At 68.0% G+C, this 19,737-nt stretch carries 19 protein-coding genes; 4 read left to right on the top strand and 15 right to left on the bottom strand.

Annotation, left to right across the window (positions count from 1 at the left end; all coding sequences use genetic code 11):
• From C2U58_RS16755 to C2U58_RS16695, 13 genes are all read right to left on the bottom strand, one after another.
• On the bottom strand, positions 1–1,135 hold a 1,135-nt coding region (locus tag C2U58_RS16755; RefSeq protein ID WP_102946878.1), incomplete at its 3' end, for a flagellin.
• A 250-nt stretch (positions 1,136–1,385) separates the two neighbouring features.
• Entirely contained in the window at positions 1,386–2,588 is a 1,203-nt protein-coding gene (gene flgL / locus C2U58_RS16750; RefSeq protein WP_102946877.1) for a flagellar hook-associated protein FlgL, read from the bottom strand.
• Positions 2,585–4,462, bottom strand: coding sequence for a flagellar hook-associated protein FlgK (flgK, locus tag C2U58_RS16745; RefSeq protein WP_102946876.1), 1,878 nt, complete (start codon positions 4,460–4,462; stop codon positions 2,585–2,587). The genes flgL and flgK overlap by 4 nt, the downstream gene beginning before the upstream one ends.
• Positions 4,463–4,470: 8 nt before the next feature.
• Positions 4,471–5,688, bottom strand: a complete 1,218-nt coding sequence (flgJ, locus tag C2U58_RS16740; protein WP_102946875.1) for a flagellar assembly peptidoglycan hydrolase FlgJ — start codon at positions 5,686–5,688, stop codon at positions 4,471–4,473.
• A complete protein-coding gene (locus tag C2U58_RS16735; protein WP_253256774.1) occupies positions 5,688–6,830 on the bottom strand; it encodes a flagellar basal body P-ring protein FlgI in 1,143 nt (380 codons plus the stop codon). Before C2U58_RS16735 ends, flgJ begins: the two co-directional genes overlap by 1 nt.
• Before the next feature lie 7 nt (positions 6,831–6,837).
• A complete protein-coding gene (gene flgH, locus C2U58_RS16730; RefSeq protein WP_102946874.1) occupies positions 6,838–7,530 on the bottom strand; it encodes a flagellar basal body L-ring protein FlgH in 693 nt (230 codons plus the stop codon).
• A 23-nt stretch (positions 7,531–7,553) separates the two neighbouring features.
• Positions 7,554–8,339 carry a flagellar basal-body rod protein FlgG gene (gene flgG / locus C2U58_RS16725; protein ID WP_068851734.1) on the bottom strand — a complete coding sequence of 262 codons (786 nt, stop codon included), beginning with the start codon at positions 8,337–8,339 and terminating at the stop codon, positions 7,554–7,556.
• Between the two features lie 105 nt (positions 8,340–8,444).
• Positions 8,445–9,197 carry a flagellar basal body rod protein FlgF gene (locus C2U58_RS16720; RefSeq protein WP_102946873.1) on the bottom strand — a complete coding sequence of 251 codons (753 nt, stop codon included), beginning with the start codon at positions 9,195–9,197 and terminating at the stop codon, positions 8,445–8,447.
• Positions 9,198–9,229: 32 nt separating this feature from the next.
• Positions 9,230–10,453 carry a flagellar hook protein FlgE gene (flgE, locus tag C2U58_RS16715; protein WP_102946872.1) on the bottom strand — a complete coding sequence of 408 codons (1,224 nt, stop codon included), beginning with the start codon at positions 10,451–10,453 and terminating at the stop codon, positions 9,230–9,232.
• 31 nt (positions 10,454–10,484) lie between these two features.
• Entirely contained in the window at positions 10,485–11,165 is a 681-nt protein-coding gene (locus C2U58_RS16710) for a flagellar hook capping FlgD N-terminal domain-containing protein (protein WP_102946871.1), read from the bottom strand.
• Positions 11,166–11,191: 26 nt separating this feature from the next.
• Positions 11,192–11,599, bottom strand: coding sequence for a flagellar basal body rod protein FlgC (flgC, locus tag C2U58_RS16705; protein ID WP_070208099.1), 408 nt, complete (start codon positions 11,597–11,599; stop codon positions 11,192–11,194).
• A gap of 3 nt (positions 11,600–11,602) precedes the next feature.
• On the bottom strand, positions 11,603–11,998 hold the full coding sequence (gene flgB / locus C2U58_RS16700; RefSeq protein WP_102946870.1) for a flagellar basal body rod protein FlgB: 396 nt from the start codon (positions 11,996–11,998) through the stop codon (positions 11,603–11,605).
• Positions 11,999–12,078: 80 nt separating this feature from the next.
• Positions 12,079–13,023, bottom strand: coding sequence for a chemotaxis protein (locus C2U58_RS16695; RefSeq protein WP_102946869.1), 945 nt, complete (start codon positions 13,021–13,023; stop codon positions 12,079–12,081).
• A 104-nt stretch (positions 13,024–13,127) separates the two neighbouring features.
• On the opposite strand from C2U58_RS16695, the gene flgA reads away from it, so the two are divergent.
• The 4 genes from flgA to C2U58_RS16675 all read left to right on the top strand — a co-directional run bounded on the left by flgA (position 13,128) and on the right by C2U58_RS16675 (position 15,804).
• Positions 13,128–13,790 (top strand): flagellar basal body P-ring formation chaperone FlgA, encoded by a 663-nt coding sequence (flgA, locus tag C2U58_RS16690; protein WP_102946868.1) that lies wholly within the window; start codon positions 13,128–13,130, stop codon positions 13,788–13,790.
• Between the two features lie 82 nt (positions 13,791–13,872).
• Entirely contained in the window at positions 13,873–14,175 is a 303-nt protein-coding gene (gene flgM / locus C2U58_RS16685; protein WP_102946891.1) for a flagellar biosynthesis anti-sigma factor FlgM, read from the top strand.
• Between the two features lie 2 nt (positions 14,176–14,177).
• On the top strand, positions 14,178–14,510 hold the full coding sequence (locus C2U58_RS16680) for a flagellar protein FlgN (protein WP_171966812.1): 333 nt from the start codon (positions 14,178–14,180) through the stop codon (positions 14,508–14,510).
• 52 nt (positions 14,511–14,562) lie between these two features.
• A complete protein-coding gene (locus tag C2U58_RS16675) occupies positions 14,563–15,804 on the top strand; it encodes an ATP-binding protein (RefSeq protein ID WP_102946867.1) in 1,242 nt (413 codons plus the stop codon).
• 6 nt (positions 15,805–15,810) lie between these two features.
• Here C2U58_RS16675 and C2U58_RS16670 read toward each other — a convergent pair whose 3' ends face one another.
• Both C2U58_RS16670 and C2U58_RS16665 read right to left on the bottom strand, forming a co-directional pair.
• The gene (locus tag C2U58_RS16670) at positions 15,811–17,568 is read right to left on the bottom strand and encodes an EAL domain-containing protein (protein WP_102946866.1); all 1,758 of its coding nucleotides are present in this window, start codon (positions 17,566–17,568) and stop codon (positions 15,811–15,813) included.
• Positions 17,569–17,571: 3 nt separating this feature from the next.
• Positions 17,572–19,674, bottom strand: a complete 2,103-nt coding sequence (locus C2U58_RS16665; RefSeq protein ID WP_102946865.1) for a PAS domain S-box protein — start codon at positions 19,672–19,674, stop codon at positions 17,572–17,574.
• Positions 19,675–19,737: the final 63 nt, after the last annotated feature.

Here is a 19,737-nt window from a genome sequence, read left to right as displayed (position 1 = left end):
GCACCTGGTTGGCCTGGGCCAGCATGGCCGTGCCGGCCTGCTGCAGGATCTGGGTGCGGGTGAGTTCTGCGGTTTCCTTGGCGAAGTCGGTATCGCGGATGCGGCTGCGCGAGGCCGACAGGTTCTCCGTGGAGGTCTGCAGGTTGGCGACGACGGAGGTGAAGCGGTTCTGGATCGCGCCGAGGTCGGCGCGCACGCTGTTGACCGATTCCAGTGCCTTGTCGACCACTTCCAGCGCCTTCTGCGCACCGACGTAGGACGACACGTCCAGGTCCTTGACCACGGCGCCGGTGGCGGTGGCGGCGACCGAGCTGGGGGCTGCGGCGGTGGAGTCGGCCAGGCTCAGCTGGGCGGCGCCGGTGATGACCAGGTCGCGGTCGGCTTCCACCGGGGTCAGCTTCAGGCGATAGGTGTCCGGGGTGCCGGCGGTGGTGACCACTTCGGCGAACACGCCGGTTTCGCCGATCTGGTTGTTGATCTGCGCGGCGGCCGAGGCGGCGAATTCAGTGGTGGTGGTGCCGCTGATGGTGCCGATGGTGACGCCGTTGATGGTGACGCCGGTCAGGTCGGTGAGGGTGGCCACGTCGGCGGTGCTGCTCACGGCCGGGGCGAACTTGGCGTTGCCCAGCGAGCTGGCCTTGGCGTCGACCACGTTGTTGATGGCGATGGCCTGGCCGGCGTTGGCGCCCACCTGGAACAGCTGGCTGGTGAAGCTGCCATCCAGCAGCTTGGTGCCGTTGAAGTCGGACTGCTTGGCGACGCGGTCGATTTCGCTGACCAGCTGGGTGACTTCGGCCTGCAGGGCCTTGCGGTCGGTGGCCGAGTTGGTCGCGTTGGAGGCCTGCACGGCCAGTTCGCGGACGCGCTGCAGGTTGTTGCCGATCTCGCTCAGCGCGCCTTCGGCGACCTGGGCCAGCGAGATGCCATCGTTGGCATTGCGGATCGCGACGTCGGTGCCGCGGATCTGGGTGCCGAAGCGCTCGGAGATGGCCAGGCCGGCGGCGTCGTCCTTCGCGCTGTTGATGCGCAGGCCGGACGAGAGGCGCTGGATGGTGGTCGCGAGCGAGCTGCCGCTGGTGCTCAGGTTGCGCTGAGCGTTGAGCGACATCGTATTGGTGTTGATTACCTGTGCCATGGGTCGTCTCCCTTATTGGAATCCCGGTGCGGAAATGGAACGAAGCGCCGCCGTTTGTTTTTGTTTGGCTGTGTGCTTCGTTGTTGCCAAATGAATAACGGCGCTTTGTCAACAACCTTTAGCCGGAAATTTCGTTGGGGTTTCCGGAGGGGCCACGGAGCCAACCTGAACGGGCAGGGCGCAGGAACGAAAAAGGCCGCGATGCTTGGAGCATCGCGGCCTTGGGGCCTTCTGGAAGCGGTGTGGCGGGTCAGCGTATGACGTTGAACAGCGACATCTGCTGCATCTGCGAAAACAGCGTCTGTGCGGCCTGCAGCGCGGTACTTTCCAGCTGGTACTGGCTGATGGCGTCGGCATAGTCCAGGTCGCGCATCTGCGACAGGGTGCCCTTGAGCGTGACCGTATTGGATTCACGCATGTCCGCCGCGTTGTCCAGCGCCTTGAGCTGGGCACCGCCGGCCGCGCGCGAGTCGATCATTCGTTCGGATGCCCGGGCCACGTCGCGCAGGCCGCTTTGCAGCAGGTTCTGCTGCGCGGCCGACTTGGCCGCCGTGCCGGTGTCCATCTTCAGCGAGCCGATCAGGCTGTCCAGCGTGCTGAAGATGTCGCGGCTGGTCGCGGCGCTGACCTCGAAGCGGTCACCGGCGGCGGGGACGCCGTCGATATGCAGGCGCACGCCGTTGAGCACCAGGTCGTCGCCGGCCTTCATGTTGCCGGTGGAGACCACCGCACCGCCCGCATCGAGCAGTTCGTACTGGTCGGCGGCGGTGAAGCGCACGCTGAAGGCCTGGCCGTTCCAGTTGTCGCTGCCGTCGCGGGTGACGTTGGTGAGCACACCGGTACCGGTATTGGCCGTGTTGGCAGCGCCGTCGACGTGGCCGTCGCCGGTGGCGATGCGCAGGAAGATCTCGCTGCCGGGCAGGGCGTCGAGCACGTAGGTGTCCGGACCCACTTCGACCTGGCGCTGGTTCTGGTCGCCGTTGTAGACCACCTTGCCGTCGACCTGGCTGAAGGGCGGGCTGTCGTCGGCGGTCCCACCGAACAGATAGCGGCCGGTGCCGTCGGTACTGTTGGCCAGGGCCAGCAGGTTGCCGCGGATCGCCTCGATTTCGGTCACCATCGACTGCTTGTCCGACGCGGCCAGCGCCGGATTGTTGGCGTACACGGTGAGTTCGGTGATGCGCCCCATCATGTCGCCGACCTGGGCCAGCGCGTTTTCCTGCAGGCCGAGCCGGTTCTGCACGTTGCCGGCGTTGAGCTCCATGCGCTCCAGCGAGGCCAGGGTGCGGTCCAGCCCGACTGCGGCGCCGGAGGCGACCGGGTCGTCCTTGGCGGTCACCAGGCGGCGACCGGTGGCGATCTGCTGTTCCAGGTGGCTCATCCTGGCCTGCTTGGCCATCATCAGCGACACCGACTGGTTGAACATCATCCCGGTGGAAATGCGGTTGTTCATCGGCTCACGGCTCCGAGGATGGTCTGGAACATGTTGTCGGCGGTGGAGATCAGCTGCGACGCGGCCTGGTAGGCCTGCTGCAGGCGGAGCATGTCGGCCGCTTCCTCATCCAGGTTGACCCCGGACACCGCATCCCGCGACGCCTGCGCCTGGTCGGTGATGACCTGCTGCGCCTGCAGCGAATAGTCGGCCGCGCGCGCGGCGGCGCCGACCTGGGTGGTCAGTCCGCCCAGTGCGCCGCTCAGGGTCACGGTGCCGGCATTGAAGGCCTTGGTCTGTTCGACCTTGGACAGCAGCAGGGCGTTGCTGTTGTCCGACGACCCGGCCGGGGTCGGCCCCATGCTGAAGGTGTCGCCGGTCTTCGGCGCACCGTCCAGCACGAAGCTCCAGCCGTTGGCGCTGATGGTCTGGCCGGGGGTGTAGGTGAACGGACCGGCGCCGTCCACGGTGTACTCGGTGCCGCTGGTGAACACGATGGCGGCCGGGGTGCGCAGCGCGGGGTTGGTCGGGTCGGTGACCTTGACCCCGGTGAGCTTGCCGGTGCCGCTGTTGGACAGCGCGGCGCTGCCCTTGACCGGCGCCGCGGCGGCGATGCGCGAGGTGTCGGTGATCGCGACCGACAGCGTTCCGGCGACGCCGGCGGTGGGCTGCAGCAGCATGCGGTCGTTGGTGGCCGGGGTGCCGCTCATGACCAGTTCCACGCCGTTGATCACCAGCGGATCGGCCGCGCTGCCGGTGCCGGTCATCGGAATGGCGGCGCCGGTGTCGGCGCGGGTCGCCTGCCACTGGGTGCCGTCGAACTTCAGCACCACGTTCTGGCCGTCCAGTTTGGACAGGTCGCCGAACGTGGCGGTCATGCTGGCGGTGCCGGCATTGTTGGCGTTGCCGGTGACGCGCGGGCTGCCGATGTTGAAGAAGTCGCCGCCCAAATTGCCGTACAGGTCCGCGCCCTGGCGGTGCACGTCGTTGAAGCTGCTGGCCAGGCCGATGGCGAGCTTGCCCAGTTCGGCCTGGGTGGGCGTCAATACCGTGTCGCGGAATTCGAGCAGGCCGCCGATCTGGCCGCCCAAATTCTTCGGCTCCAGGGTGATCTTCTGGCCCTGGGTTTCCAGCGCCAGCTGCAGCCGCTCGGGCTGGTAGGGGTCGGTGACCGTGGTGACCTTGCTGGCGGTGGTGCCCACCACCAGCGGCTGGCCACCGGCGGTGTAGACGTTCATGAAACCGCCGTCCTGGATCACCGCCGTGCCACCGGTGTAGCCGATCAGGTTGGCGACCAGCGCATCGCGCCGGTCCAACAGGTCGGGCGCGGCGTTGTTGGCGTTGCTGCCGATCGCGCCATTGAGCTGGGCGATCTCGGCGGCGAGCCGGTTCACTTCGGTGGCGCCGGCGATCAGGCCGTTGTTGACCTCGCCGTTGAGCGTGTCGAGCTGGCCGTTGAGCTGCTGGAAGCGGCTGGCCAGGGTCTTGCCGCCGTCGAGCATGTTCTGGCGGTCCGAGGTGCCGGAGGCATTGGAGGACAGTCCGCTGACCGTATCGAAGAAGTTGGACCACACGCCCGACACATTGGTGGCGGTGTCGGAGAACATCGCGTCGACGCGGTCGGCCATGCTGGACAGCTGCTTCAACCGCGCGAGTTCACCGCTGCCGTCGAGCAGGCGCGAGATCGCCAGCTGGTCGGCGACGCGGCGCACGTCGGTGATCCGGGTGCCATTGCCGATATCGCCATAGCCCAGGTTCTGCGGGGTGGCGGTGGCGAAGTCGGCCTTCTGCCGGCTGTAGCCGGGCGTATTGATGTTGGCGACGTTATGGCTGGTGGTGGCCAGTGCGCGCTGGAAGGCGAGCAGGGCGCTGGAGCCGGTGGAAAGTACGGACATGGGTTACCTCAACGACGGATTGCCCCCAGCCCGGCAGGGCTGGCGGTACTGGCAAACGTGCGGCCCAGGCGCTGGCCGGCGTCGTCCACGGCGGCGATGGCGCGCTCGATGGTCGGGCCGCCGGCGATCGCGGCGATCTTGGCCGCGTAACGCGGGTCGGTGGCATACCCGGCCCGCTGCAGGCCCTGCGCGAAACCGCGCACGTCGCTGCCGGCCTGCAGGGCGTTCTGGTAACGCGGGCTGTTCTTGAGCAGCTTCACGTAGTCGGCAAAGCTGTCGCCAACCGAGCCGTAGGCGCGGAAGCTGGCGGTTTCGTTACGGCGCACGCCGTCCACATATTCGTGGGTGCCGCTGGTGGCGCGCTCGCCGCTCCAGCCGGTGGACTTGATCCCGAACAGGTTGTGCGAGCTGCCGCCGCCATTGCGCTGCACCAGCTTGCGGCCCCAGCCGGTTTCCAGCGCGGCCTGGGCGACCAGCGCCTTGGCGTCCACGCCGAGTTCGCGTGCGGCCTGCTGCGCGTGGCCCCAGATGCTGGCCACGAAGCCTTCCGGGGTGTGCGGGCCGAGCTGCGCGGCGGCGGTGCTGGCGGCGAGGGTGTCGACCGCACCGGGCGCGGCGGCGGCGCCGCCCACGTTGCTCCAGCGGTCGTCGGCCATCGCCCAGTCGGCGCTGGCGACATCCTGCGAAGGCATCGCGCCGTACGGATCGCTGCGGCCGATGGCTTCATGCATCTGGCTGCTCTCGCGCCCGGCGATCAGGTCCAGCGCGCGCTCCATCGGCTGCAGCAGGGCAGCCGGCGCACCGCCGCTCATCTTCTGCAGCAGGTCCACTTCGCTGGTGCCGCCGGGAAGCGGCTCGGCGCCCGGCAGCGCCATTGGCGCAGCCGCCGGCGCGTTGAGGCGGTAGGCGCGCAGCGCGGCGCCGGGATCCAGGCGGGTATCGGTCGGCTTGGCCGCTTCACCTTCGCCGCCGCCGAGCTGGCGCGCGATCATCGCCGACAGGCCCAGGCCACGGCCACGGGTCATCGCCTCGGCGATCTTCTGGTCGTACATGTCGCGGAACGTGGTGTTCTCGCCGGGCAGCAGCGAGTCGCCGAAGCTGGCGTCGCGCATGCTCTTGACCAGCATCTGCGCGAACTGGCCCTCCAGCTGGCGCGCGACCTTGTCGACCTTGGCCGGGCTGTTGGCCTGGGCGGGGTTGAGTTCCAGCGACGGTTGGATGCGCATCAGATCACCTCGAGCTCGGCACTGAGCGCGCCGGCCTGCTTGAGCGCCTCCAGGATCGCGATCAGGTCGCCCGGGGCCGCGCCAACGGCGTTGACCGCATGCACGATCTCGTCGAGCGTGCTGCCGCCATTGAACTTGAACATGCGGCTGCCATCATTGGTGGCGGTGATGGTCGACTGCGGGGTGACCACGGTCTGGCCGCCGGCAAACGCGTTGGGCTGGCTGACGTTGGCGTTTTCGTTGATGGTCACGGTGAGCGAGCCGTGCGAGATCGCCGCAGCGCCCACGTGAACCTGGGAGCCGATCACGACCGTGCCGGTACGCGAGTTGACCACCACCTTGGCCGGCGCACTGCCGGGGGTGAGTTCAAGATTCTCGATGCGCGCGAGCATGCCGATGCGTGCACCCGGGTCGGTGGGCGAGCGGACCGCCACGGTCACGCCGTCCACCGCACGCGCGGCGCCTTCGCCGAACGCGTTGTTCAGCGCGGCGACCATGCGCGAGACGGTGGTGAAGTCGTTCTGGTGCAGGTTCAGGGTGATGTCGCCGCCGGCGCTGAACACGTCGGGCAGGGCGCGCTCGACGGTGGCGCCGTTGGGAATGCGGCCGACGCTGGGCACGTTGACCGAAACGCGCGAACCGTCCTTGCCCTGCGCGCCGAATCCGCCGACCACCAGGTTGCCCTGGGCGATGGCGTACACCTGGCCGTCGGCACCGCGCAGCGGCGCCATCAGCAGCGAACCACCGCGCAGCGACACCGCGTTGCCGATCGACGACACGGTGATGTCGATCGGCTGGCCCGGCTTGGCAAACGGCGGCAGTTCCGCATGGATCGCCACCGCGGCCACATTCTTCAACTGCGGATTGACGTTGGCCGGCACGTTCACGCCCAGCTCGCCCAGCAGGTTCTTCAGGCTCTGCACGGTAAACGGCGCCTGGCTGGTGCGGTCACCGCTGCCATCCAGGCCGACCACCAGCCCGTAGCCGACCAGCGCATTGCCACGCACCCCGCCGACCTGGGCAAGATCCTTGATGCGCTCTGCCGACGCAGGCGCAGCCACCGCCAGCAAGCCGATGATGGCAAACAGGTAGAGCGGGGCTCTGCCCCGCTGCGCACGAATGATCGAAACAATATTCTTCATACCCACCTCAGAACGGCACCAGCGCCGAGTTGAAGAACCGGCTCAGCCAGCCCATCGCATTGGACTGCGCCACCGGCCCGCGCCCGCCGTACACGATGCGCGCATCGGCCACGCGGCTGGAGGGAATGGTGTTGTCCGGGAAGATGTCGGCCGAGCGCACGATGCCCTGCACCTGCACCAGCTCGTCGCCCTGGTTGAGGCGCAGGTTCTTCGCACCCTGCACGACCAGGTTGCCGTTCGGCAGGCGCTGCATCACGGTCACGGTCACGCTGCCCTGCAGGCGGTTGCTCTGCGCACTGGTGCCCTTGCCGGTGAAGTCGCGGCTACCCGACGCCGTGGCACTCAGGATGTCCTTGCCGCCCAGCGTGACCGGCGCGCCGAGCAGCGTCGGCGTGCTCAGGGCAAGGTTGGATTCCTTGTCGGTGCTGGTGTTGGCGGTGGTCTGCGCGGTGGTGTTTTCGGTCAGGGTAATCGTCAGCAGGTCGCCGACATCGCGCGCGCGACGGTCCGAATACAGCTGCAGGCCCGGGCCGGCGGCGTAGATGGCGCCGGCCGTAGCCGGGGCGCTCGGTGCGACCACGGGGACCACCGGGGCCATGGCCGGGTACGGCCGGACGTCGCCGGCGATCACGCAGCCGCCGAGCAGGGCGACCACGCTGGCGGTGGAGAGCAGGCGAAGGGCAGGGGTGAGAGGCAGCATGGCGGGGTCCCGGTTCAAACCGATCAGACGTTGTTGTTGAGGTAACCGAGCATCGAGTCGGTGGTGGAAATGGCCTTGGCGTTCATTTCGTAGGCGCGCTGGGTTTCGATCATCGACACCAGCTCTTCGACCACGTTGACGTTGCTGCCTTCCAGCGCGCCCTGGACCACGCTGCCCAAGCCGTTCAGGCCGGGATTGCCGTTCTGCGCGGGGCCGGAGGCGGTGGTTTCCAGGAACAGGTTCTCGCCGCGTGCCTGCAGGCCGGCCGGATTGACGAAGTCGGTCAGGGTCAGCGCGCCGATCTCCACCGAGGCCGCGTCATCGGCCATCTTCACGCTGATGGTGCCGTCGGTGCCGATGGTCAGCGACTGCGCGCCTTCGGGAATCTGGATGCCCGGCTGCACCGGGTAGCCGCTGTTGGTGACCAGTTCGCCCTGCTGGTTGCGCTGGAACGAGCCGTCACGGGTATACGCCGACGAACCGTCGGGCATCTGCACTTCGAAGAAGCCACGACCGTTGACCATCACGTCCAGCGCGCGGCCGGTCTGCTGCTGGCTGCCCTGCTCGAAGTTCTTCGAGGTGGCCACCACGCGCACGCCGGTGCCCAGCTGCAGGCCGGTCGGCAGCTGGGTCTGGGCCGAGGAGGAACCGCCGGGCTGGCGCACCTGCTGGTACAGCAGGTCTTCGAAGCTGGCACGGTCCTGCTTGAAACCGGTGGTATTGGTGTTGGCGAGGTTGTTGGACACCACCGACATGCGCGTCTGCTGCGCGTCCAGTCCGGTCTTTGCGATCCACAATGCCTGGTTCATGGCCTTGTTCCTGTGTTGGTGCGGGTGGCCGCATGGCGCGGCCGTCGTTCTGGCTGATGCATGGCGCGTGCCACAACCGCGCCGGGATTACGTCGGGGCGCCCGGTCAGCTACCCAGGCGCAGCAGGGAGTTGGCGCTGCGGGCGTTGTCGTCGCCGTGCTTGATCACCTTCACCTGCATTTCGTACTGGCGCTGCAGCTGGATCATCTGCACCAGCGCGCCGGCCGCGTCCACGTTGCTGCCTTCCAGCTGGCCGCTGTCCAGCGACTTGCCCTGGGCCTGCACGAACGGCTGCTGCGGGTCGGTGTTGCGCATCAGCCCGTCCAGGCCGCGCTCCAGCCGCGCATCCTCGGCCTGCACCACGCGCAGGCGACCGATCACCGCCATGGTCTGCGGGCCTTCGCCCTGCGGGATGATCGAGATGGTGCCGTCGTTGCCGATGTCCATCGCCTGGTGCGGCGGCACCGCGATCGGCACGCCGTTCTCGTCCAGCACCGGGTGGCCGCCGGCGGTGACCAGCTGGCCGTTGGGCGTGATCGACAGCGCGGCGCCGCGGGTGTAGGCCTCGCCGCCGCCGGTGGGTGCCTGCACCGCCAGCCAGTTGCCCTGCTCGAGCGACAGGTCCAGCGCGTTGCCGGTGATCTGCTGTGCGCCCTGGCGGCGGTTGAAGCCTGCGTCCACGTGCAGGGCGTCCACGCGCGAGGCGAAGCCGGCGCCCTTGATCGGGAAGGCTTCGGTATTGGCCAGCGCTTCCTTGAATCCGGGCGTATCGGTGTTGGCCAGGTTGTGCGACAGCGTGCCCTGCGCCTGCAGGGAGGCGCGCGCACCGGTCATCGCAACGTAGAGAGCCTTGTCCATGGTGGTGTTCCCGTGCGGCGGTCAGTGGCTCATCAACGGATGTTGATGATGGTCTGGGTGATCTGGTCCATGGTCGAGACCATCTGCGAATTGGCCTGGAAGTTGCGCTGGGCGGTGATCATGTTGACCAGCTGCTCGGTCAGGTCGACCGTGGAGGATTCCAGCGAACCGGCCTGGACCTTGCCCAGGTTGGAGCTGTCCGGTGCGCCGGTGCGCGGGGTGCCGGAGCTGAAGGTTTCCACCCACAGGTTGTTGCCCTTGGCTTCCAGGCCCTGCGAGTTGTTGAAGGTGGTCAGCGCGACCTGGCCCAGCGGCTTGTCGTCGCCGTTGGTGTAGCGGGCGTAGACCACGCCTTCCTCGGACACGGTGATCTCGTTGAGCTTGCCGGCGGCGTAACCGTCCTGCTGGGTGTTGCGCAGCGCGAACTTCTCGCCGTACTGGGTCGAACCGGTCACGTCCAGGGTCATCGCCAGGGTGCCGGCGCCGGTGCTCGGGGTGAACGGGTCCATGACGATCTGGCCATTGGCCGGATTGGTCAGCGCACCGGCGTTGTTGAAGGCCATCGTGGTCGGGGCACCCACGGCCTGGCCGTCCACGTAGTTGTAGACCTGCCACTCGTTGACGCCGCCGGTCTTGACGAAGTACGAGGTCTGGGTGTGGCTGACGCCCAGCGAGTCGTACACGGTGACGCCGCCGGTGGACTCGCTGTAGCTGTTGGAGTCGGTCGGGTCGAAGGGGGTCACCGTGGGCTGCTTGGCGTTTGCCGGCAGGGTGAACGCCACGTTGACCTTCCCGGTCTGCTTCGGGGCGCTGTCGGTGGTGAGCAGCTGCAGGTCGGTGAGGCGGCCGGCATCGAAGCCGGTGCCGTCGGCATTGGGCGCGAACACCTGCAGGCGCGCGCCCTGCGGGTTGGTGACGTAGCCGGCCTGGTCGGTCTGGAAGTTGCCGGCACGCGAGTACACGCGCGCACCGTTCATGTTCATGGTGAAGAAGCCCTCACCGGAAATGGCCATGTCCAGGCTGCGCCCGGTCTGTTCGTTGTTGCCCTGCGAGAACTGCTGGGCCACGTTGGTCAGGCGCACGCCCGAGCCGACCGCGTTCTTGGACAGGCCGTAGCTGGTGGCCGAGAACAGGTCGGCGAACTCGGCGCGCGATTCCTTGAAGCCGGTGGTGTTGACGTTGGCGATGTTGTTCGCGGTGACGTTCAGGTCGGCATTGGCGGCGTTGATGCCGGACAGCGAGATGTTGAAGCCCATGGGGTTCTCCTTGGATGCGTGACGAAGGGACTCAGCTGACGCGCAGCACGTAGTCGATCGGGGCCGTACCGAGGCCCTTGAGGTTGAGGTACAGGCCGTCCGAGCCGACGGTGACGCTTTCCACCGGAGCTTCGACGTAGGTATTGGTCTTGGTCTGGGTACCGGCCGTATCGGTGTGGGTGGCGGCGATGCTGTAGCTGCCGGCGGCCACGCGGTTGCCATTGGCGTCCTTGCCGTCCCACTCGAAGGTCACTTCGCCGGCGGCCTTGGCTTCCACGCTGAGCTGGGTGACCTTGACCCCGTTGGCATTGGTGATGTCCACGGTGACGTAGCCGGCGCCGGGGGCGGCGACCATGCCGCTGGTGCCGCCTTCGGCCTCCAGCTGCCACTTGCTGGACGGCACCAGCACCTCGTGGCCGACCAGCGCCGCGCCACGCAGCACCTGGTCGCCGGCCATCGACTCCTGGAAGCCCTTGACCGTGCTGTTGAGGTCGTTGATGCCCTGCACCTGCGACAGCTGCGCCATCTGCGCCACCATCTGGGTGTTGTCCATCGGCTTGAGCGGATCCTGGTGCTGCAGCTGTTCGGTCATCAGGCGCAGGAAGTCGGCCTGGTCCAGGGTGTCCTTTTTCTTGGTGGCCGTGCTGTTGGGCGCGTTCAGGCCCAAGGCGCTGTAGATGTCGGTGTTGCCGACGCCGCTGGTGGTGCTCATGGAAGGGTGTCCTGCAATAAGAAGGGTCAGCGACCCATGGTCAGGGTGGCCAGGGCCAGTTCCTTGGCGGTGGTCAGCATCTCCACGCCGGCCTGGTAATTGCGCGAGGTCGAGATCAGGTTGACCATCTGCGCGACCGGGTCGACGTCGGCCTGGTAGATGTAGCCGTCGCCGTCGGCCAGCGGATGGCCGGGCTCGTAGCGCTTGATCGGCGCGGCGTCGCTCTGGCTGATTTCCTTGACCTGCACCGTGGTGATGTTCGGGTCGGTGCGGCTGGTGACGGCCTGGAAGATCGGTTCCAGCGGCTTGTACACCGCGTCGGCCGAGCCGGCCACGGTGTCGGCGTTGGACAGGTTGGAGGCCAGGGTGCTCATGCGCACGGACTGCGCCTGCAGCGCGGAGCCGGCGATATCGAAAATGGGCAGGTTGCTCATGGCTTATTGCCCCGTGATCGCGGTGAGCATGGAGCGCACCTTCGATTCGACGAAGCTCAGCGAGGCGCGGTATTCCAGCGCGGCGCGTCCGTAGGCGGCGCGCTCTGCATCCGGGTCGACGGTATTGCCATCGATGCTGGGCTGCACGCCTTCCTTGGTGATCTGGAACGGGTTGAGGCCGTTGCCGGTGAGGAAGTGCTGCTCACTGGTGGTCCGCATCAGGCCGTTGCTGTCGGCGCCCTGGGCGTTGCGCAGGGCGGCATCGAAGTCCAGGTCCTGGGCCTTGTAGCCGGGGGTGTCGGCATTGCTCAGGTTGCTGGCGATCAGCTTCATGCGCTGCTCGCGCAACGGCATGGCCTGGGCGTGGACACCCAGGTAGTCGGAAATCAGGTTGGGCATGGCGCTCTCCCACGGGACGATGTGGGGGAGGGTGCAAGGCTTATGCCAATAACCGCATATCGCGGTTATCGGGAGACCGGTCAGGCCGCCTCGGCGACCTTTCGGAGGCGGTCGAGGACGAAATCCGCCAATTCATGCGGGGAATATTTCGCTACGAAGGCGTTCGCGCCCACGCGTTCGACCATGGCGTTGTTGAATACGCCCGACAACGACGTGTGCAGCAGCACGTACAGGCCGGCCAGGCCGGGGTGGCGACGGATTTCCGTCGTCAGGGTGTAGCCGTCCATGGCCGGCATTTCGATGTCCGAAATGACCATGGCGTACCGCTCGGCCGGGTTTTCGCCGGCGGCGTGGATCTGCAGCAGGTGGTCCAGCGCCTGCTTGCCGTCCGAGAGCAGGGTCGCGCCCACCCCCAGCTGGTCCAGCACGCTGCGGATCTGCTGGCGGGCCACGCGCGAGTCGTCCACCACCAGCACCTGCAGCTGCGGGCCGTCGGCTGACAGCGCCATCGACGGGTCCAGCACTGCCTCGCCGCGCACCTGGGCGATGTCGGCCAGCACGCTTTCCACGTCGATCACCTGGATCAGCTCGCCCTGGAAGCGGGTGACGGCAGTCAGGTAGCTCGATTCGGCGCCCAGCTCCGGCGGCGGGTGGATGTCTTCCACCGCGATGTTGACGATGCGCTCCACGCCGCTGACCAGGAAGCCCTGGATCGAGCGGTTGAACTCGGTCACCACCAGGTAGCCCGGCGCCTTGTCCGCGTCCGGCTCACGCTCGGGGTGGCCGATCGCCAGGCCCAGGTCCAGCACCGGCACCGAACGGCCGCGCACGTCGGCCACGCCGGCGAACTGGCCGGGCAGGCCGGGCACCTGGAACAGGTCCGGGCGGCGCAGGACTTCCTGCACCTTGAACACGTTCACGCCAAAAAGCTGACGTCCGCCAAGGCGGAACAACAGCAGGGCGAGGCGGTTGTGGCCAGCCAGGCGCGTGCGCTGGTCGATGCGGTTGAGCAGGTCATGTGACATGGAGACGGTATCGGCGCCACCGGCATTCCCTTGAGGGCCGCGCGGCAGGTCGCAACGGCACGCCGCTTGCATGACCCTGCGCAACGCCTGTACCCGGAGCCGCCATGCGTATCTATAGCCTCGCCCTGCTGATTGCCGCCGCCGCGCTGGCCGCCGCGCCGGTGCACGCCGCCGGTGGCTGGCAGCCGGTGGAAAGCATCCGCGCCGCCGCGCTGTCCACGCTGCCGGCCGGCAGCGAGGGCGACACCACGCTGGACTCGGCGCTGCGCCTGCCGGCCTGCGGCCAGGGGCTGGTGGCCCAGCCCACCGGTACCACCACGGTCGAGGTCAGCTGCCCGGACGCCGGCGGCTGGCGCCTGTTCGTGCCGGTGAAGGTGCGGCGCAACCAGGCGGTGCTGATCCTCAACCGGGGCATCGCCGCTGGAGAAACCCTGACGGCGGCCGATATCACCACTGCACAGCGTGACGTGGCCCGTATCGCCGGTGCCGCGCTGGCCGACCCGGCCGTGGCGGTGGGGCGGGTGGCGCGGCGCACGTTGAGTGCCGGCAGCCTGCTGTCGGCCAATGATCTGGTCGCGCAGCGTCTCATCCGCCGTGGCGACAGCGTGGCCCTGGTCTCCCGTTTTGGCGGGGTCGAGGTCCGCGTGGCCGGCAAGGCGCTGGCCGATGCCGGTGAACATGAACGCGTGTCGGTCGAGAATCTGTCGTCACGCAAGGTGGTACAGGGTACGGTGGCGGCCTCCGGCGACGTAATTGTGACGCGCTGACCACTGCAACCCGTAAATTTTCCTAAAGATGGCGGCCGTGGTGCCGTTATCCCTTGTGAACCGTAACTCCCAGGACATCACCATGAGCCAGAAAATCGACGGCAACCTGCAGGCGCCCACCCTTCTGCGCAGCATCGCGCCGGGTAACAAGCCCAGCGTGAGCACCGATGCCCCGGCGCGCCCGGTGGAGGCGGCCGACAGCCTGCGGCTGACCGGCGAAGCAACCACCCTGCAGGCCATGCAGCGCGAGCTGAGCACCGCCCCGGCCATCGACGCCGGCCGCGTGCAGGCCGTGCGCGAGTCGCTGCAGAACGGCACCTACAAGATCAACCCCGACGCGATCGCCTCGCGCATGCTCGAGCTGGACCAGCAGCTGCAGGGATGAAGCTGGCCATGAGCGAGCCGCTGCAGCGCCTCAGCGATGCCCTGGACGTCGAGCGCCAGGCATTGGTGGAGCATGACGTGCAGTCGCTGATCCGCGCCACCAGCGCCAAGCTCGACGCGCTGCGTGCGCTGGAGCAGGTGCTGCCGGTGGGGCAGCAGGAGCGGCTGCAGGAGCTGGCCGAACGCAACCGCGCCAACGGCGTGCTGCTCTCGCGCCGCCGCCGCGAGGTCAACTGGGCGCTGCGCCAGCTGGGCCGCAGTGAAGAATCTTCGGCGTACGACGCCAAGGGTCAGTCCAGCACCCTGCATACCCGGCGCCCGCTCGCGGTCGCCTGAGCGGTCAACACGGATATAGTGGGCGCTCTGTTCCAGCGGCCCCGATCCGACCGTGACCCTGTCCTCTACGTTTGTCACCGCACCGCTGCCCCCGCAGCCAGTCCTGCTTGCGCTGTTCGAGCGCATCAACGAAGGCGTGCTGCTGTTCCGCGAAGACGGAACCGTGGCCGTGGCCAATGCCACCGTACGGGCGATGCTCGGCCAGGCCGAAACCGATGGCGACGCCGAAGCCGGTTCCGGGCTGGACCCGGCCAAATGGCTGCGCCAGCTGCTGCCGCCTGACGCGCTGGAACACGCGCGCCAGCACGGGCACTGGAACGGCAGCCTGCCGGTGGGCGAGCGCATGGTCATCGTGCACCTGTACGAGCAGGAAGATGCCGGCCGCCGCCATTACCTGGCGCTGTTCCGCCGCATCGAAGGCCAGGAAGACTACGAACGCGAGCTGCAGCAGCGCCACGCCGAACTGCGGCAGGCCTACCTGCGCCTGAACGGCACCCAGGAAAAGCTGCTGCAGTCCGAGAAGATGGCTTCGATCGGCCAGCTGGCCGCCGGCGTGGCGCATGAGATCAACAACCCGATCGGCTACGTGCATTCCAACCTGGGCAGCCTGCAGGAGTACCTGCGCAGCCTGTTCACCGTGATCGAAGCCTACGAGCGTGCGTTGCGTGCGCCAGATCCGAAGGCGTTGATCCCGGAAATCGACGACATCCGCACCCGCTTCGACATCGACTTCATCAGCCGCGACCTGCCGCAGCTGATGGCCGAATCGCGCGAGGGCATCGAGCGGGTGACCCGGATCGTACGCGACCTGAAGGACTTCTCGTACTCGGGCCGCGACGAGTCGTGGAAGCTGGTCGACCTGCACGCCGGGCTGGAATCGACCATCAACATCATCTGGAACGAACTGAAGTACAAGGCGGAACTGAAGCGCGAATTCGGCCAGCTGCCGCTGGTGGAATGCCTGCCGTCCGAGCTCAACCAGGTCTACATGAACCTGCTGCTCAACGCCGGCCACGCGATTGCAGAGCGCGGCACGATCACCGTACGCACCGGCGTGGAGGGTGAGAACGTGTGGGTGGAATTCGAAGACACCGGCGGCGGCATTTCGCCCGAGCTGCGCCAGCGCATCTTCGACCCGTTCTTCACCACCAAGCCGGTGGGGAGCGGAACGGGCCTCGGCCTCTCCATTTCATACAGCATCATCAACAAACACCACGGCCGCATCGACCTCGACAGCACCCCGGGCGTCGGATCGACGTTCCGGTTGGTGCTGCCGATCAAGCAACCGCGTTGAGGCCGATCATTCGCCTTCCGGCGCCGGTATCGGCGCGGGTTGGGCGGTGTTGGCGCGACGCTGTTCCTCATGCGTCCGAAACGCCTGGTGGATGTGCTTGCGCAGCTCGTCATCGTTCCACGGCTTGGTCAGGAACCGATAAATCGCGCCGCGGTTGATCGCGTCGGTGACGGTGTTCAGGTCGGTGTAGCCGGACAGCACCAGCCGGATCGTGTCCGGGTACAGCATCTTGACCCGGCCCAGGAACTCGGTGCCGCTCATGTCGCTCATGCGCTGGTCGGACAGGATCACCTGCACGTCGTTGATCGCCAGCAGGTCGAAGGCATCGCGCACGTTGCCTGCGGCCAGGATCCGGTAGCCGTCGCGGCGGAACAGGCGCACCAGTGAGCGCAGCACGTTCTCCTCGTCGTCCAGCAGCAGCAGGGTGCGGTCCGGGCGGGTTTCGGCAAACGCTTCCGGACGCAGGTAACGCCGGCGCAGGGTCATGCCCGCCGCGTCGGCCGACATCGGCTCGCCGAACAGGTAGCCCTGGAACACGTCGCAGTCGTTGCGGCGCAGGAAGCCGAGCTGCGCCTGCGATTCCACGCCGTTGGCGATCACGGTCATGCCGAGCTGGTGGCCCATGGCGATGATCGCGCGCGCGATCGCCGCCTCGCGGTTGCCCGCCGGCGCGCTCTTGATGAAGCTGCGGTCGATCTTCAGCTTGTCCACCGGGTACCGCACCAGCGCGCTCAGGCTCGAATCGCCGGTGCCGAAATTGTCCAGGCTCAGGCTGATGCCCTCCTTGCGCAGGTTCACCAGCGTTTCGTGCACGAAGTTGACGTTGTTGGTCAGCGCGCTTTCGTTGATCTCCAGGGTCAGCATGTGCGCCGGCACGCCGGCCGCCTGCATCAGCGACATCACCTCGGCGAAGAAGTTTGGGCGCAGTAGCTGCAGGGTGGAAACGTTCACTGCGATGGTGAAATCGTCGAAGCCCTGGTCGCGCCACAACCGGGCCTGCTTCAGCGCGCCTTCCAGCACCCAGGTGCCGATCTGCACGATGATGCCGAGACGCTCGGCTGTGCGCATGAAGCGCTCCGGCACCAGCATGCCCAGGGTAGGGGACTGCCAGCGCAGCAGCGCCTCCATGCCGACCACGTGGCCGTCGCGGGCGCTGACCAGTGGCTGGTAGCGCAGCTTCAGTTCGCCATTGGGAATGGCGTCGACGATCTGCCGCGCGATGATGCTTTCGCTGTGCGCGCTGGACGGCGTGTTGACTGCATGGATGCGCACGGCGTTGCCGCCTTCGCGCGCGGCCTGGTACAGCGCATCTTCGGCGTGGTCGAGCAGGCGTGAGGTGTCGGTGGCGTGTTCCGGGCACAGGCTCACGCCGAGCTTGCCGGTCATGAACAACGTGTACGGCAGCACCGACAGCGGCAGTTCCAGCTGCTGGCGGATTTCTTCGGCCAGGTCGTCCGGCAGGGGCATGTCGGCCGCGCGCGGCACCGCGAGCAGGAATTCGTCGCTGCCATGCCGCCACAGCTTGCCGCGACCGCGCAGGTGGTGCTGCAGGCGCTGCGCGACCAGCACCAATGCCTGGTCGCCGACCTCCGCGCTCATGTTCTCGTTGACCGAGGCGAAGTGGTCGATGTCCACGTGCATCAGCATCAGCGGCGTGCCGCCGGAGGCGGCCTCGGCCACCATCGCCTGCAGTTCGGGGTTGCCGGCGCCCAGGCGCGGCGGTGCGTCCTCGATGCTGACCAGGGGCAGGGAAGGGTTCCACATGACTCAGTGTTCCAACGTATCGGGGGTGGCCACGCTGTCGCTGCGGTACGGCAGGAACAGGTCGACCAGGGTGCCGGCGCCGTGCGCCGACTCGATCTTGAGGGTACCGCCGGCGCTCTGCGCGCGCTCGCGCATCACGATCAGGCCCAGCCCGCGCGGGCCGTCCGGGTCGAAGCCTTCGCCGTCGTCGCGCACCTGCAGGTGCAGGCCATGGTCATGCACGTCATGCAGTTTCAGGTGCACCTGGCTGGCGCGCGCATGGCGCAGCACGTTGGTCAGGCTTTCCTGGGCAATGCGGAAGCAGGCCTGCTCGATGTCGCCTTCCGGGCGGCGCGGCAGCGCGTCGATCTCGGCCAGCAGTTCGATCGGTGAGGAACGGAACAACACCCCGGCCTGCCAGCGCAGCGCTGCTTCCAGCCCCAGCGCGTCCAGCTGCGGCGGTCGCAGCAGGGTGGAGATGTCGCGCAGCTTGCCTACCGTGGTGTCGGCCAGCTGGATGATCTGCGCCAGGTCCTCGCCGCGCCGCTGCGGGTCGGTCTCGTCCTGCGCCGCATAGGCGGACAGCTTCATTGCGGTGATGGCCTGGCCGATGTCGTCGTGCAGGTCGCGGGAGATCGCCCGGCGTTCGTCTTCCTGCAGCGAGAACAGCCGCCCGGCCATCGCCTGCAGCTCGCGGTTGCTGGTTTCCAGCGCCTCGCGGATGCGTTCGGGTTCGCTCAGGTCGCGCACGATCAGCAGCTTGCAGTTGCGCCCGCCGTAACGCACATCGCCCACCGCCAGGCCGGCCTGGAAGCGCTCGCCATCGAGCCGGCGCATGCCGATCACCTCGGTGCCGCTGCTGGGCAGCGGAATGCTTGCGAACAGCTGCGCACGCACCCGGGCCAGGTCGCCGGCCACCACCAGCGCCGCCAGCGGTTCGCCGAGCAGGGTGTGCTGGCCATAGCCGAATTGGGCGGCGGCGCAGGCGTTGGCATACAGCACATGTTCCTCGGACAGGATCACCACGCCGTCGGGCAGCACCCGCACCAGTTCGCGGAACTGTTCTTCGCGCTCGCGCAGCAGGCGCCGCGATTGCTCGCGCTCGGTCACGTCCTGCAGCGTGCCGACCACGAGCGGGCGGCTGGCGTCGTCGCTGCCCTGCTCGGCGCGCAGGTGCACCATCAGCGCGCGCCCGTCCATGGCCAGCAGCGGCAGCAGCACGTCGATCTGCACGTGTTCGCCGCGCATGTCCTGCAGCAGCTGTTCGGTGAGCGCGGCGGTGGCCGGGTCGGCCGGCACCAGCAGCTCCTCGAAGCGGTGCCAGCGCCGCGCCTCGGGCGGGCGCCGGCCCAGCAACTGGTAGACCTGGTTGGAGTAGCGGCCCAGCCCGGTGGCCGGGTCCACTTCCCAGGCGCCGATCCGGGCCATCTCGTGCGCTTCCTCGACCCGGGTGAGGGCCTGGTCGCGGCGCCGCAGCGCCTGGTCTTCGCGGGTGCGGTCGATGGCGATCAGCAGCCGTGCCGGGCGCCCGGCGTAATCCAGGTAGTTGCTGCGCATCTCGATGCTGCGCGCGGTGCCGTCCTTGAGCTGCAGGTCGGCGGTGATCTCGCACAGCTGCCCGGGCTGGGCCCGGATCTGCTCCAGCTTGGCCGCCAGCGCGGGCTCGTCGCCGGGCGGCCACAGCGCGGTCATCGGCAGCGCGGTGAACTCCTCGCGGGTCCATCCGAACAGGCTGCACGCGGCCGGGTTCACGTCCAGGATCTCCAGCGTGTCCAGGTCGTAGACCAGGATCGGGCCGGGGTTGCCTTCGAACAGCTGGCGGTGGCGCTGCTCGGAGTGTTCCAGCTGCAGGTGGGTCTGCAGCACGTGGTGCGCCAGCGGGCGCAGCAGCAGGTAGATGACCGCGCCGCTGAGGATGACGAAGAAGGCGCCCTTGGCGGTCTGCCAGCGCGCGGCGGTGCCCAGGTCGGCGGTGAGCACCTGTACGGCCGCGTCGCTGCACAGGATCCAGACCAGTGCCAGTACCAGGTAACCGAGCACCACCCGCCAGCGGTCGCGGCGCAGGGCGCGGGCGAGCGGGTGGTCACGACGGTGCTGGGCAGGCGGGCCGGGCGGGGCGACAGGCATGGGGCGCGACAGGTCCGGGGTCGGAGGGGCGGTCCATAGTAGTAGGTGCGGCCCCTTCGGCGC

Source organism: Stenotrophomonas sp. VV52, assembly GCF_002893095.1.
Classification (GTDB): domain Bacteria; phylum Pseudomonadota; class Gammaproteobacteria; order Xanthomonadales; family Xanthomonadaceae; genus Stenotrophomonas; species Stenotrophomonas aracearum.
The sequence above is the reverse complement of the archived record's forward strand: the minus strand, read 5'-3'. Positions and strand labels throughout refer to the sequence as shown.